Raw genomic sequence first — 14,242 nt, forward strand, 5'->3', positions numbered from 1 at the left:
TGAGACGGACCCAGGCGGTGCCCTCGACCCCTGCGGCACCCGCTTGTGCTGCCACGCTCCGCCTCGGGCCGTAGGTGTCTACGGGCCGCTCCAACCTGGTCCCCCCGACAGGCGCCTCCCGGATGCCGAACACGTCCCCGGGCACGGGGAGGTGATCGGGCGTCGAACGCCGTTGTCAGTGCCTGTCCGTAGAGTTCAAGCATTGCTCGGGGAGCCTCGGAGAAGGAGCAGAAACATGTCCGCAAACAAGATCCAGCACAAGGTGAATCACGTCGCGCTGGTAGTGGACTGTTCGGGTTCCATGCGCCCGCACCAGAGTCAGCTCATCCGCGTCGTGGACGAGTTCGTCGCGGGCCTGAAGGCCGAGTCGGACAGCCTCGGCCATGAGACCCGGATCAGCCTCTACTCCTTCGACCACAGGGTGGAGAACCTGGTCTGGGACATGGACGTGAAGCATCTGCCGTCCATGCGGGGGCTGTACAAGGTCAACAATGGCGCTACGGCCCTTATCGAGGCTTCTCTGAAGTCCCTGGACGACCTGGGGCACATCTGGGAGGAATACGGCGAGCACAGCTTTCTCCAGATCGTGGTGACGGACGGCGAGGAGAACGCCTCCGGTGGCGACAGGCGGCACGACGGCGACATGGCCGTTCTCGGCCCCTGGCTCGACAGGATCGCGGCGAAGATGGGTGGACTTCCGGTCCACTGGACGTCCGCGATCCTCGTCCCGAACTCCCTGGCGAAGCGCACCGCCCAGAATTACGGTTTCCCGGCCGGAAACATCGCCATCTGGGATGCGGATTCCCAGGAGGGTGTCGAAGAGGCGATCGGCACCGTGCGTGCTGCTGCCACCAGCTTCCTCCGGGGCCGCGAGCAGGGCGTGCGCGGCACGAAGAACCTGTTCGCCGTCGGCCAGGACATATCGGTCGACGAGGTGCGGGCGAATCTCGAACCGATTCCGGCCGACAAGTATCGGCTGCTGAAGGTCGACAAGGAGATCGAGATTCGCCCCTTCGTCGATTCGCATCCGGGCGTGACGTACGAACGCGGTTCGTGCTACTACCAGCTGGGAACCCGGGCTCAGGTTCAGCCCAACAAGGAAGTCATCGTGGTCGAGAAAGACACCGATCGCGCCTACACGGGTGACGCGGCACGCAGTCTCCTGTTCGGTACGGGAATCCAAGGGACCGTCTCCGTGAAGGCGGGGAACAATCCCGAGTTGGAGGTGTACGTGCAGAGTCGTTCGGTGAACAGGAAGCTCAAGCCGAAGACGCGTCTGCTCATCATGCTCTGAAATCCAAGAAAAGAGTGAGGAGCGGGCACTCCTGCGACGACTTGCTGACCGGGCCGCCCCGGTGGCTCGGGAGCAGAGGCCGGCCGGGGCGAATACCCCCGGAGGGCGTGGGGGTGGGCGTTACGGACGCTATCAGGCGGTGATCGAGTGCCGGCACCCAGCCGCTTTCACCGATGGGCGGCCAGCACTGCCGCGAGGCCTTCTTGCAGGTCTTTGACGAAATACTCGGGGACCTCCAGCGACGGGAAATGTCCCCCGGTTTCGGGCGACCTCCATCGGACGATCTGCCGGTACCGCTCCTGTGCCCAGGTGCGAGGGCACTTCTCGACGTCGCGGGGGTACATGGTGATTGCTGACGGGACGTCGACCCGGAGTTCGGGATCGAGCGAGTTGTGGCTTTCGTAGTAGATGCGGGCCGACGATGCGCCGGTCCGCGTCAGCCAGTACAGGGTGACGTCGTCAAGAACGCGGTCCCTGGAAATCGTCTCGAACGGGCTGTCTTCGGTGTCCGACCACTCGGCGAACTTGTCGAGGATCCAGGCGAGAAGCCCGACCGGGGAGTCGACGAGCGAGTAGCCGATGGTCTGTGGTCGGGTCGCCTGCTGCTTCGCGTACGCCGCGCGGTGGTGCCAGAAATCGCGGGTTTCCTCGGTCCATTTGAGCTCGGCCGCCGTCAGCCCGTCCGTTGGCAGCCCGGGCGGTCCCTCCGCGAACGTGGTGTGGATGCCGAGGACGTGTGCCGGGAACCTGCCGCCGAGAACCGTGGTGATATTGCCTCCCCAGTCGCCGCCGTGGGCTGCGAACTTGCTGTAGCCGAGCCTTCCCATCAGTTCCACCCATGCGGCCGCGATCTTTTCGGTTCCCCACCCGGTGGTGGTCGGCTTGTCGCTGTAACCAAAGCCTGGCAGCGAGGGGACCACTACGTGGAACGCCGGCGCGTCTGGATTTTTCGGATCTGCCAGTTCGTCCACTACATCGATGAACTCGGCAATGCTGCCTGGCCAACCGTGCGTCAAGATCAGAGGGGTGGCGTCCGCGCTCGCGGATCGGCGGTGCAGGAAGTGGATTCCCAGATCGTCAATGGTCGTGCGGAACTGGCCGATACGGTCAAGGCGCTCTTCGAACGATCGCCAGTTGTACCCGGTGCGCCAGTAGTTCACGACATCGACGAGGTCGGCGAGAGGAACGCCCTGTTCCCATCGGCGAGGATCGGGCGCGGCGCGATAGACCGTCTCGGTCTCCGGTAGTCGCGCCGCGGCCAGTCGTGCGCGCAGATCTTCGAGGTCGGCGTCAGTTGCGTGGGCTTCACATGCTCGTACGTCGCTGGTTGGGCGGGGCATGAGATTTTGCACCTCCTGATCGCGGGGGAACCGGCTAAATCTGTCGCGAACCGGCTTAGACGGTTCTAGCAGCCCCCTGCGCCTGAGCGCAACCTGCTAAGGTGGTTCCATGCCTGCCGTGTTCCCTGACTTTCGCCTCGGTAAGGTGCTGGCGACCAGCTTCACGGCGACACTGACGGAGCGTCGTGGCGACTCCGTGGAGCGCATTCCCACGCCGCGTCGGCTTGTCGACTGGCTGGCGGTGAGCGGCCTCGCCGTGGACTCCTGCACCACTGCCCAGCTCGATCTCGCTCGGGAACTGAGGGAGTCGATTCACGCCGCCGCGACAGCGGCCGCGATCCAGGACGCTCTCCCCGCATCCGCTGTCCACGTCATCAATGACCGCAGCGTTCAAGGTCGGGCCGCGGCTGTCCTGACGCCCGAGGGGGAGCGGCGATGGCGGCTCGGCTCGGCTTCCTGCGTGGAAGATGCCCTCAGCGTGATCGCCGCCGACGCGGTCAGCGTCATCGCGGGCGAACGAGACGGAAAACTGGCCTTGTGCGCATCACCGACCTGCCAGGCCGCCTTCTTCGACACCAGCCAAAGCCGCACCCGCAAATGGTGTGACATGAACACGTGCGGGAATCGTCAGAAGAAGGCGCGCTTCCATGCCAACCAGCGCAAAAACCCCAGATCGGCGGAGTGAACGCGGCGGCTGGCCAAGGTGGCCCATCGGCCGGCTGGGACGTGGCGGCGGCCCGGGGTTCCGGGCGGGGGAGAGAGGGACCGGTGCCGGGGCGCGCAGTCACGCCCCGGCAGCTCCCTGTCGGGATCAGGTCGTCGTCGACGGCTTCTCGGTCGACGGCTTCTCGCGGAGGGCGTTGACGATCGCGCGCTCCAGGACCGCCGACTTGCTGAGCTGGGTTCCCTTCTTGCCCAGGGAGGTGTCCCTGATGAGGTAGGTCCGTTCGCCCAGGTACTGCAGGGTGGTCGAGTTGAAGATCCAGGTGGTGCGGTCACCGTCCCGGGTGTCGTCGCGGGCCACGCCGATCCCGTGCCGGCCGGCCGCGTCCACCGCGTCGGAGTCCACCGTCACGCCGGGGATCTTCGCCGCGGCCTTGTAGAGGGCGGCCGCGGTCCTCGGCGGCATCACTGTTTCCCCCAGCAGTCCACCGATGGCGTCGAAAGTGTCCTGGGCCCGGTCCCGGTCCTCGGCCGGGGTGTCGCGCGCGTCCTGGTCCCGGGTGATCTCGGTGGTGAGCCGCCGGAGCAGGGCGTCGGGGTCGGTGGGCAGCGAGGCCAGCCACTGGTACGTCGGTCGGTTGAGGCCTGCCGGGTAGCCCACGGCGGGCTCGCCGTCCGGGACGCCGACCTCGATCGGGTAGTACGAACCGTCCTGGTGGATCAGGCCCATATCGATCACCGGCCCCGTCTTCTGTGACATCCAGACCTCACGCTCGCGGGCCGCGGTCATTTTCACCGGGCCGCCGAACTCGCCCTCATTCCCGGTTTGCAGTGTCTTGACGTACACGAACTGGTCGTCGGCGACCTTCTCTTCGCCCTTCTTCGCGGCCGCGGAGGCGATCCGGTCGAGCAGCACGGCCGCGCGACGCGGGGCCGTGGACCGGGAGTCCTGGCCCGCGACGGACGGTGCCGGAGCGCTGTCCTGGCCGGTGGCGGCGAGCGTGGTCAGCAGCACCGCGCCCAAAGCCAGTCCGGCGGCGGGCAGCAGAACGGCGGGGCGCAGAAGGCGGGGGCGGGGGCGTGCGGTGGCGCGGTCGCCGTCCTGGTCGATCAGACGCATCAGGGTGTCCTTGTGGTGGAGATGACGGCCAGGGGGCAGATCCCGTTCGGCCGGGGCCGGCAGCAGCCGGGCCAGTTCCTCGCGTTCGGCCCGCTCGGGGCCGGAGGTACGGTCGTTCATCGGGCTTCCTCCTGGATGGGCAGGGCCACGAACGCGGCCCCGCTCTCTACCTCTCCGCGGCCGGGTCGGGGTTCCCTTCCGGGCCGGACCACTTTTCGGGTGCGTGCTTCCCGCGCGGGCCCGTCCGGCGTCCGGCCGAGTTCCACGTCGGTGAGCCGGCGCAGCCGGTTACGGGCACGGGACAGCCGCGACCGTACGGTGCCCACCGGGATGCCCAGGGCCTCGGCGGCCTCGGCGTAGTCCAGCCCGGACCAGACGCAGAGGGCCAGCACCTCGCGTTCCTGGCGGCGGAGTCCGCCCAGCGCCTGCCGGACCGCGGCGAGCCGCCGTGTGTCGTCGACGCGTCCGGCCGTGGCATCCGCGATGTCCGCCACCGGTTCCGGGGCGGGGCGGCGGGCCAGAAAGGCCAGGCGCCGCCCGATACCGCGATTGGCGTTGCGTGCCTTGTTGGTGGCGATCCCGAGCAGCCACGGCCGCAGCGAGTCGCCCTCCGGCTCGACGGCGTGACGGGTACGCCAGGCCGCCAGGAAGGTCTCGGACAACACCTCCTCGGCCGTCGACCAGTCACCCGACAGCCGGTAGGCGTGGTTGTAGACCTCCCGCGCGTACTCCTCGTAGAGCGCCGCGAACGCCTCGTGGTCGCCCGCCCTGATCCGTGCGCGCATGCGCTCCCGATCTCCCTGTTCATCACATCTCACACCACCTACCTCTCCGGGCGGGCCGAGGAGTTCCCGTGACCCGCGCCACAAGGCGGGGCCAACCGGCCCCTGCGCCGATGCCGAACTCGCCCGGCTCGCCGTCGAGATCCACCAGGTGTCGGGCGCGATCGAGGTCCCTCCATCGGGTGCGTCACCTGGTCGACCAGCTTTCGCCGGGCCACTCCCGCTCGGGTCTGCCATGAACCTGTGGCACACCCGCCCCGCAGTTCTTGCGTGCCCCCGACCGGCACACCGGTGCCGGCCTGGGAGCCGTTCGGGATCCCGGTGGTCCAGCTGGGCCGTGGGGGAGTCCGCGCGGACCTGGACGCCGTGCGTATCGGCAGCATGCACCGCTTCAAAGGGCGCCGGGGGCTCAAGCGGGCAAGCCCCTGGGGCTGTTCATGTTGATGAACAAGGATCAGATACGGGGTCATTGACGTGTCCGCGGCGGGTCCTTAACGTTTCTTCGCGCAAGCGCTTTCTCCCGTACGTCTCAGCACGTCCTGACCGGACCCACCCCACTGGGAGACACGATGCAAGTGAAACCCCACATCGCGTGCGCCGGCCTGCTGGCCGGCGCGCTCTTCACTTTCTCCGGCACCTCGGCTCAGGCCACGTCCGTACGTCACGACGCGCCGTCCGTCGCCGCGCTGTACGTGTCGCCGAGCGGCGGTGACGGCGCGTCCGGCACCGAGTCCGACCCGACGACCCTCACCTCGGCGATCGACCGGATCGCTCCCGGCGGGACGATCTACCTGCGGGGCGGCACGTACCGCTACTCGCAGACGGTCACCATCCCGCAGGGTGCCGACGGCACCTCGGGCGACCGCACCGAACTGACCGCCTATCCGGGCGAGACACCGGTGCTGAACTTCTCGGCCCAGTCGGAAAGTTCGTCGAACCGCGGGCTCGCGGTCAACGGGTCGTACTGGCACGTCAGGGGAATCGTCGTCGAGCACGCCGGGGACAACGGGATCTTCGTCGGCGGCAGCGACAACGTGTTCGAGCGCACGGTGACGCGCTTCAACCGCGACACCGGGCTGCAGCTGTCGCGGATGGCCTCCGACACCCCCCGCGACCAGTGGCCGTCCAACAACCTCATCCTGGGCGCGGAGTCACACGACAACGCCGACTCCGACGGTGAGGACGCCGACGGCTTCGCCGCCAAGCTCACCTCCGGCCCCGGCAACGTCTTCCGTTATGCCGTGTCCCACAACAACATCGACGACGGCTGGGACCTCTACACCAAGTCGGAGACGGGCGCGACCGGCGCGGTGACCATCGAGGACTCCCTCGCCTACGAGAACGGCACCCTCTCCGACGGCACCCAGAACTCCAGCGGAGACCGCAACGGCTACAAACTCGGCGGCGAGGACATCAAGGTCGACCACGTCGTTCGCCGCAGCATCGCCTACGGCAACGGCAAGCACGGGTTCACCTACAACCGGAACCCGGGCAGGATGACGGTCTCGGACAACGTCAGCATCGGCAACGCCGAGCGCAACTTCTCGTTCGACGCCGGTACATCGGTGTTCCGCGGCAACGTCTCGTGCCGCAGCGACGACGGGTCCAACGACAAGACCGTGGGTGACGCCGACGGATCGAACCAGTTCTGGACCGGCTCGAACGGATCGCGGTGTTCCGCGTACGCCGGCGCCCTGGACTGGTCCTTCGCCACGGATGGCCGTCTCGTGGTGACCTTCGGCGGAAACCGGGTCACGCCGTAACCGGTCCTCCGCAGGGCGGATCCCGCCGCTCCGGCGGTGGGCCGCTCCCTGGGCACCTCGGGCGTGGGCACCGAAGGACGTACGGCACGACCACGGGCGCTCGCGATGACCGGGACGGGCCCGCTCTTCTCGGTCGTCACCGCCCGGTGTGCTCATCCGGCGCTCGCCGGGTGAGCACACCGTCGTCATGGGGCGATCAGCGCCGTGGCCGTGGCCGGGCCGCCTTCGGGGTGGGGGGAGGTGTCGGAACAGCGGCCGGGTGACGGTACGCAGTGGCAGGTGTCCGGGACCGGTACACGACATAGGGCCTGGCCAGGTACATCACGGGTGCGGTGAAGGCGTGCACCAGCCGGCTGAAGGGCCAGAGCGCGAAGAGGGCCATGGCCAGCAGGGCGTGCGACTGGTAGAGGATCGGCGCGTGGGCCATCGCGTTCACATCGGGGTCGAGCGTGAACAGACTGCGGAACCAGAGGGAGACCCCTTCGCGGTAGTTGTATCCGCCCGGGCGCACCCCCGAGGCTGTCGCTGTGAGCCCCGCGAGCAGGGTGAGCGCGAGCAGTGGGTAGACGGCCCGGTCGCTGCGGCTGGTCGCCGCGCGTACGGCCGGGACCCGCATCCGCCGGTACAGCAGGATCCCCAGTCCGGCCACGGTGGCGATGCCCGCCGCGCCGCCGACCAGCAGGGCGTTGGCGTGGTAGAGGGTTTCGGTGATGTGCAGCCGTTCGGTCAGGGATTCGGGGATGACCAGACCCACGACATGTCCGGCGATGACGAAGAAGAGCCCGTAGTGGAAGAGCGGGCCGCCGACGCGCAGCAGGCGGTTCTCGTGGAGCTGGCTGGACCGTGTGGTGAAGCCGAAGCGGTCGTAGCGGTAGCGCCAGGCGGTACCCGTGACGAGGAGCATGACGCTGAGATAGGGCAGGACACCCCACAGCGCGGTGTGGAGATGGTTCATCGGCCGAATCCTCCCGGCTGTTGATCGCCCGGCGCGGAGGTGGCCGGAAGTGCGGAGGACGACAGGGAGAAGGGAGCCAGACCGACCAGTTCGACGGGCGGCCCGCTGCGGGCGAGCCTCAGCGCGGCGGCGCGGTCGGCGGGCGAGGGGCCCGGCAGCGTCTCGCAGACCGCGAGCAGTACGTCGGCGTACGGGCTGCCGAAGTCGGCCAGCGCCATACGGAGCAGTTCGAGCCCCGCGCGGTGTTCCTGGAGCAGTCCGGTTCCGGGTTCGGGACAGCGGGCGGCGAACTCCAGCGCCAGCGGCAGGTAGTCCGGCAGCTCGTCCTCGGGCGGTTCCCAGCCGCGCGCGCGGTACCCGGCCTTCCAGTCAGCCAGCGAGGCGCCGCGGCGCCGGGTGTCGCCGTCGGTGTAGTAGGTCAGATGCAGGGTGCGCCGGCGGCTGCGGTCGAAGGTGAGGACGTACCGCTCGGCCAGTTCGAGTACGGAGGTGTCCCGCACCGCCGCGCAGAAGCGCAGCAGCGGCCGGGTGCCCGGTCCGGAGAACTGGGCGAGGCAGTCACTGACGAGGGCGAGGCGCGCGGGCCACTCGGCGTCGGGGTAGCCGAGCAGCAGACCGGCCGACTGATGTACGGCGGGGAGGGTCACCGCGGGTCCTCTCCCTGCCGCGGGGCGGCATCGTCCGACCGGGGGAAGAGGCCGTCGGGGCGCCCCCGGCCGTTCCAGTTCAGCAGATTGACGCGGCCTGCCAGGGCCGATGCGGCCCCCGCGGGTTCGGGCACGGGAGACGCGTGAAAGGCGTCCGCGCCCGAGGGGAAGGACTCCGGCATCATGCCGGGCAGGTCGTCCCCCTCCAGGCTGCACCCGTCCATCGATCCGGTGTCGCCGGGCCGGGTGGTGTAGCTGGTGGGGATGACATAGCGCTCGTCGTACTTGGCCAGCGCCAGGAGCCGGTACATGGCCTCGATGGATACCCGGTCCATACCCACGGCGCGGGCGATCCCGTCGTCCTGCTCCTCGCCGAGGTTGACCCGCCGCATATGGCTGCGCATGGCGGCCAGCCGGCACAGCGCGGCCTCGACCGGGTCCGGGTCGCCCGCGGTGAACAGCTCGGCGAGGTACGACACCGGGATGCGCAGCGAGTCGATCGCGCCGAAGAGGTTGACGGGGTCCTCGCCGTCGTGCCCGGTGGCGGTGAGCGCGTCCACCACCGGGGAGAGCGGCGGGATGTACCAGACCATCGGCATGGTGCGGTACTCGGGATGCAGCGGCAGCGCGACCTTGTACTTCGTGATCAGCGCGTGGACGGGGGAGCGGCGGGCGGCCTCCAGCCAGTCGTGCGGAATGCCGGACTCGGCGGCGTCGCGGGCGACTTCCGGATCGTTCGGGTCGAGGAAGCAGCCGAGCTGCGCGTCGTACAGGTCCTTGTCCTCGGTGACGGACGCGGCCTCGCCGACCTTGTCCGGGTCGTAGAGCATCACTCCGAGGTAGCGCAGCCGTCCCACGCAGGTCTCGGAGCAGACGGTGGGCTCGCCGGCCTCGATGCGCGGGTAACAGAAGGTGCACTTCTCGGCCTTGCCGCTGCGGTGGTTGAAGTAGACCTTCTTGTACGGGCATCCGCTGACGCACATCCGCCAGCCGCGGCAGCGGTCCTGGTCGACGAGCACGATGCCGTCCTCGACCCGCTTGTACATGGCGCCGGACGGACAGACGGCGACACAGGAGGGGTTGAGGCAGTGCTCGCAGATACGCGGGAGGTAGAACATGAACGCCTGCTCGTACTCCAGGCGGACCTTCTCGGTCATCTTCCGCAGGATCGGGTCGGCCGCGAGCTGTTCCGGGCCGCCGCCCAGGTCGTCGTCCCAGTTGGGGCCCCAGGTCACCGCGGTCGGCCGGCCGTCGATGAGGGACAGCGGCTCGGCGGTGGGCACATCGTCGCCGAGCGGCGCGCTGGTGAGGTTCTCGTAGTCGTACGTCCAGGGCTGGTAGTAGTCGTCGAGCGTGGGGAGTTCGGGGTTGGCGAAGAGGCGGGCGAGCCGGCGGGCCCGGCCGCCGGTGCGCGGAGTGAGCTTGCCGTGCTTGAGCTCCCAGCCGCCCTGCCACTTGTCCTGGTCCTCGTAGCCCCGGGGGTAGCCCTGGCCGGGCCTGGTCTCGACGTTGTTGAACCACACGTACTCGGTGCCCTGCCGGTTGGTCCAGGTCTGTTTGCAGGTGACCGAACAGGTATGGCATCCGATGCACTTGTCGAGATTCATGACCATGGCGACCTGTGCCATCACCCGGCGGCCCCGGCCGGCGGTCTCGCTACGGGTCCTGCCGAAGAGAGGGGACATGTCAGTACTCCACATTCTGGGAGCGGCGGCGGATGACGGTGACCGAGTCACGCTGGTTGCCGGTGGGACCGAAGTAGTTGGGGGCGAAGGACAGTTGGGCGTAGCCGCCGATGAGGTGGGTGGGCTTGATGAGGAGCTTGGTCAGGGCGTTGTGCACCCCGCCGCGGCCACCGGTGGCCTCGGACTTGGGTACGTTCACCAGTCGCTCCTGCACGTGGTACATGAACACCGTGCCGGTCGGCATGCGGTGCGAGACCACGGCCCTGGCGACGACGACACCGTTGGCGTTGACCGCCTCGATCCAGTCGTTGTCCGCGACGCCGATGGACTCGGCGTCCGGCACGCTCAGCCAGATCACCGGGCCGCCCCGGGCCAGGGTCTGCATGATCAGGTTCTCCTGGTACTCCGAGTGGATGGACCACTTGGAGTGCGGAGTGAGGTAGCGGACGGTGACGGTACGGTTCTCCCCCGAGCCGGCCGGAGCAGCCGGCGTGCCAGCTGGGGCCGACGCGGCCTCACCCAGCACCGCCATGTCCAACGGCGGCCGGTAGACGGGGAGTTGTTCACCCAGTTCCGCCATCCAGTCATGGTCCAGATAGAAGTGCTGACGGCCGGTGAGGGTGTGCCAGGGCTTGCGGTGCTCGGTGTTGATGGTGAAGGGCGCGTACCGCCGGTCGGGGGCCTCCTTGCCCGACCACTCGAAGCTGGCACCGACCTGCACCGGCCGGGCCTGGGTGTCGGTGAACACCACGCGCCGTTCCTTCACCGAGGCGCCCAGTTCGGTGAGTCCGGAGGCGGCGCCGACCCGTTCCGCGAGCCGGTCGAAGCCCTCGGCCGCGATACGCCCGTTGGTCGTGCCCGACAGGGCGAGGACCGCCTCGCAGAACTTCACGTCGGTGTCCAGCAGTGGCCGGCCCTTCGCCGCTCCTTCCTGGGCCACACCGCAGCGAGCGGCCAGCCAGGCCGACTCCGGCGCCGGGTTCACCTGTACGCCCTTGACCTGCATACCGTCCTGCTCCGCGAGGGGCCCCAGGGTGGCGAGCCGGTCGGCGACGGCGGTGTAGTCCCGTTCGACCACGGTGAAGCGCGGGAGATTGCGGCCCGGTACGGCGGATGTCGTGCTGTCGCGCCAGTCCGGTACGACCCCGCCGGGCTGGGCGGTCTCACCCGGGGTGTCGTGCTGGAGAGGGGCGGCCACCAGATCGTGCCGTACATCGAGGCGGCCCTCGGCGAGTTCGCTCAGTTTCCTGGCGAGCCCCTGGAAGATGTCGAAGTCGGTCCGGGCCTGCCAGGGCGGGTTGATCGCCGGAGTGAAGGCGTGTACGTAGGGATGCATGTCGGTGCTGGACAGGTCGTGCTTCTCGTACCAGGTGGCGGCGGGCAGCACGAGATCGGCGAAGAGCGTGGTGGATGTCATCCGGAAGTCCAGAGCCATCAGCAGGTCGAGCTTCCCGCGCGGCGCCTCGTCCCGCCAGGTCACATCGGCGGGCCTGCTGTCCTCGGGCGCTTCCTCCGCGGTGGCGTTGTCGCGTGCGCCGAGCAGATGGCGCAGGAAGTACTCGTTGCCCTTGGCGGAGGAGCCGATCAGATTGGCCCGCCACACGGTGAGCACCCGGGGCCAGTTCTCCGGCGCGTCGGGATCCTCGCAGGCGAACTCCAGCTCGGTGGAGTTGAGTTGGTCCACCACCCACTCCCCGGGGTCCTGTCCGCTCTCGCGTACCCGCTGCCCCAGGTCGAGGGGGTTGGCGCGGAAGGTGGGGGAGGACGGCATCCAGCCCAGCCGCATCGACTGGGTCACCAGGTCGGCGGTGTGGCGGCCCGCGAAGAGGCCCTGGCCGGTCGGGGAGGCCAGCTCCTCGGCACCGTAACTCTCGTACCGCCACTGGTCGGTGTGCAGATACCAGTACGGTGTGCCGGCCATCTGCCGTGACGGGCGTGCCCAGTCGGCGGCCGTGGCCAGCTGCTGCCAGCCGGCGTACGGCCGGACCTTCTCCTGTCCGACGTAGTGTGCCCAGCCGCCGCCGTTGACGCCCTGACAGCCGGTGAGCAGCAGCAACGAGAGGAACGACCGGTAGATGGTGTCGGAGTGGAACCAGTGGTTGGTGCCCGCCCCCATCACGATCATGCAGCGGCCCCGGGTCTTCTCCGCCGTACCCCCGAACTCCCGTGCCGCACGCACCACGGCCCCGGCGGGCACCGAGGTGATCGCCTCCTGCCAGGCGGGCGTGCCGGGTGAGGAGGCGTCGTCGTACCCCTTCGGCCACTGGCCGCCCAGTCCGTCCCGGCCCACTCCGTACTGGGCCATCATCAGGTCGAAGACCGTGGTGACCAGCCGGCCGCCGATCTGCCGTACGGGCACCTCGCGCCGTACGGTGGCGCCCGGCTCCTCGAAGCGGGGCAGTTCGACCTCGACGGTCCTGCGCTCCGGAGCCTGCCGGGTGTCCGTGGTGTGCGGTGTGTCCGGGGAGTACAGAGTGAGCAGCGGGTCGATACCGGCGAGGTCCAGGTTCCAGCGGCCCTCACCACCCTTGCTCCAGCGGTCCCCCAGGGTGCCGTTCGGCACCACCGGCTCGCCGGTCGCCGCGTCGATCAGCACGGGCATCCAGCGCCGCGACTCCTCGTCCACGTGCGCGCCCAGGTCATGGGCCGGGCTCAGATCGGCGGCGGTGAGGAACTTCCCCGGCACACACCGCCCCGCCGCCTCCCGCTCGCGCACCTCGATCAGGAAGGGCAGGTCGGTGAACCGCTTCACGTAGTCGGTGAAGTACGGCACCTGCCGTTCGGCGAAGAACTCCTTGAGGATCACATGCCCCATTGCCATGGCCACGGCCCCGTCGGTGCCCGGGTGCGGATGCAGCCACTCGTCGGCGAACTTCGTCGCGTCGGAGTAGTCGGGCGAGACCACGACGACCTTCTGGCCCCGGTAACGGGCCTCCGCCATCCAGTGCGCGTCGGGGGTCCGGGTCACCGGTACGTTCGAGCCCCACAGCATCAGATAGGCGGCGTCCCACCAGTCGCCCGACTCGGGCACGTCGGTCTGGTCGCCGAACACCTGCGGTGAGGCGATCGGCAGATCCGCGTACCAGTCGTAGAACGACAGCATCGGCGCGCCGATCAGAGCCATGAAGCGCGCGCCGGCCGCATGCGAGGCCATGGACATCGCGGGGATCGGCGAGAACCCCGCGATCCGGTCGGGGCCGTGTGTGCGCAGTGTGTGCACATGGGCGGCGGCCGCGATCTCCAGGGCCTCCTCCCAGCCGATCCGCACCAGGCCGCCCTTGCCCCGGGCCGCCTGGTAGCGCCGCCGCTTCTCCGGATCGCCGGTCAGCTCCGCCCAGGCCGCGACCGGGTCCCCGAGCCGCTGCCTCGCCTCGCGGTACAGCTCCACCAGCACTCCGCGGGCGTGCGGGTAGCGCACCCGGGTGGGCGAGTACGTGTACCAGGAGAAGGAGGCGCCGCGCGGGCAGCCGCGCGGCTCGTACTCGGGCCGGTCGGGACCGACCGAGGGATAGTCGGTCTCCTGTGTCTCCCAGGTGATCAGACCGTCCTTGACATAGACCTTCCAGGAGCAGGAGCCGGTGCAGTTGACGCCGTGGGTCGAGCGCACCACCTTGTCGTGCGCCCAGCGCTCCCGGTACGGCGCGTCCTTGACGGGCTTGTCGATTTCGAAGACGGCTCGCAGATCCGGGGTCGTCGCGGTCCGCCGCAGTGATGCCCCCGCACGTAACAGGCGTTCGGTCACCGCTGCCGCGGCGCGTTCCGCCTCCTTTTTCGCCTGACGACGCATCACGGTCGGGCTCCTCCCGGTGAGGCCGCGCCCGTGGTCAGCGGGGCATGGCCGACTTTCGCTCAAGAAGCCTCAGCATCACGGGAATCAGCAGCCCCTCGCACGGTGAAATTCAGTCGTTTGGTATCTCCTGGCACCAATTTTCTTTGCGCTTTGCGATATATGCAGTACGCATGTACCCCTTCTCGGATGTGTGTTCCAGTGGC

The 14,242-nt window shown here is 68.9% G+C and carries 10 protein-coding genes; 3 read left to right on the plus strand and 7 right to left on the minus strand.

What is annotated here, in order from left to right:
- Positions 1–235 precede the first annotated feature (235 nt).
- Positions 236–1,294, plus strand: a complete 1,059-nt coding sequence (locus tag ACIQ7D_RS34030; RefSeq protein WP_403944475.1) for a VWA domain-containing protein — start codon at positions 236–238, stop codon at positions 1,292–1,294.
- Between the two features lie 167 nt (positions 1,295–1,461).
- Here ACIQ7D_RS34030 and ACIQ7D_RS34035 read toward each other — a convergent pair whose 3' ends face one another.
- A complete protein-coding gene (locus ACIQ7D_RS34035; RefSeq protein ID WP_403944477.1) occupies positions 1,462–2,634 on the minus strand; it encodes an epoxide hydrolase family protein in 1,173 nt (390 codons plus the stop codon).
- Between the two features lie 109 nt (positions 2,635–2,743).
- Between ACIQ7D_RS34035 and ACIQ7D_RS34040 the strand changes: the two genes are divergently transcribed.
- Positions 2,744–3,319 carry a CGNR zinc finger domain-containing protein gene (locus ACIQ7D_RS34040; RefSeq protein WP_403944478.1) on the plus strand — a complete coding sequence of 192 codons (576 nt, stop codon included), beginning with the start codon at positions 2,744–2,746 and terminating at the stop codon, positions 3,317–3,319.
- 126 nt (positions 3,320–3,445) lie between these two features.
- On the opposite strand, the gene ACIQ7D_RS34045 is transcribed toward ACIQ7D_RS34040, so the two are convergent.
- Positions 3,446–4,537, minus strand: coding sequence for a CU044_5270 family protein (locus ACIQ7D_RS34045; RefSeq protein ID WP_403944481.1), 1,092 nt, complete (start codon positions 4,535–4,537; stop codon positions 3,446–3,448).
- Positions 4,534–5,202 (minus strand): RNA polymerase sigma factor, encoded by a 669-nt coding sequence (locus tag ACIQ7D_RS34050; protein ID WP_403944483.1) that lies wholly within the window; start codon positions 5,200–5,202, stop codon positions 4,534–4,536. Before ACIQ7D_RS34050 ends, ACIQ7D_RS34045 begins: the two co-directional genes overlap by 4 nt.
- A gap of 536 nt (positions 5,203–5,738) precedes the next feature.
- Between ACIQ7D_RS34050 and ACIQ7D_RS34055 the strand changes: the two genes are divergently transcribed.
- Positions 5,739–6,962: a right-handed parallel beta-helix repeat-containing protein gene (locus tag ACIQ7D_RS34055; protein WP_403944523.1), complete on the plus strand. Its 1,224-nt coding sequence runs from the start codon at positions 5,739–5,741 to the stop codon at positions 6,960–6,962.
- Between the two features lie 196 nt (positions 6,963–7,158).
- On the opposite strand, the gene narI is transcribed toward ACIQ7D_RS34055, so the two are convergent.
- Genes narI through ACIQ7D_RS34075 form a run of 4 tightly spaced genes read right to left on the minus strand, consistent with a single transcriptional unit; the run spans position 7,159 to position 14,036 of the window.
- Positions 7,159–7,917, minus strand: coding sequence for a respiratory nitrate reductase subunit gamma (narI, locus tag ACIQ7D_RS34060; protein ID WP_403944486.1), 759 nt, complete (start codon positions 7,915–7,917; stop codon positions 7,159–7,161).
- The gene (gene narJ / locus ACIQ7D_RS34065) at positions 7,914–8,564 is read right to left on the minus strand and encodes a nitrate reductase molybdenum cofactor assembly chaperone (protein WP_403944489.1); all 651 of its coding nucleotides are present in this window, start codon (positions 8,562–8,564) and stop codon (positions 7,914–7,916) included. The genes narI and narJ overlap by 4 nt, the downstream gene beginning before the upstream one ends.
- Positions 8,561–10,249, minus strand: coding sequence for a nitrate reductase subunit beta (narH, locus tag ACIQ7D_RS34070; protein WP_403944492.1), 1,689 nt, complete (start codon positions 10,247–10,249; stop codon positions 8,561–8,563). Before narH ends, narJ begins: the two co-directional genes overlap by 4 nt.
- 1 nt (position 10,250) lies before the next feature.
- Entirely contained in the window at positions 10,251–14,036 is a 3,786-nt protein-coding gene (locus tag ACIQ7D_RS34075; RefSeq protein ID WP_403944526.1) for a nitrate reductase subunit alpha, read from the minus strand.
- Between the last annotated feature and the right edge of the window lie 206 nt (positions 14,037–14,242).

This window comes from Streptomyces sp. NPDC096310, assembly GCF_044763125.1.
In the GTDB taxonomy this organism is placed as follows: Bacteria; Actinomycetota; Actinomycetes; order Streptomycetales; family Streptomycetaceae; genus Streptomyces.

Bases quoted from the DNA above. Each gene is read 5' to 3' on its own strand.
- ACIQ7D_RS34030 (WP_403944475.1), top strand. From the start codon at position 236: ATGTCCGCAAACAAGATCCAGCACAAGGTGAATCACGTCGCGCTGGTA.
- ACIQ7D_RS34035 (WP_403944477.1), bottom strand. From the start codon at position 2,634: ATGCCCCGCCCAACCAGCGACGTACGAGCATGTGAAGCCCACGCAACT.
- ACIQ7D_RS34040 (WP_403944478.1), top strand. From the start codon at position 2,744: ATGCCTGCCGTGTTCCCTGACTTTCGCCTCGGTAAGGTGCTGGCGACC.
- ACIQ7D_RS34045 (WP_403944481.1), bottom strand. From the start codon at position 4,537: ATGAACGACCGTACCTCCGGCCCCGAGCGGGCCGAACGCGAGGAACTG.
- ACIQ7D_RS34050 (WP_403944483.1), bottom strand. From the start codon at position 5,202: ATGCGCGCACGGATCAGGGCGGGCGACCACGAGGCGTTCGCGGCGCTC.
- narI (WP_403944486.1), bottom strand. From the start codon at position 7,917: ATGAACCATCTCCACACCGCGCTGTGGGGTGTCCTGCCCTATCTCAGC.
- narH (WP_403944492.1), bottom strand. From the start codon at position 10,249: ATGTCCCCTCTCTTCGGCAGGACCCGTAGCGAGACCGCCGGCCGGGGC.
- ACIQ7D_RS34075 (WP_403944526.1), bottom strand. From the start codon at position 14,036: ATGCGTCGTCAGGCGAAAAAGGAGGCGGAACGCGCCGCGGCAGCGGTG.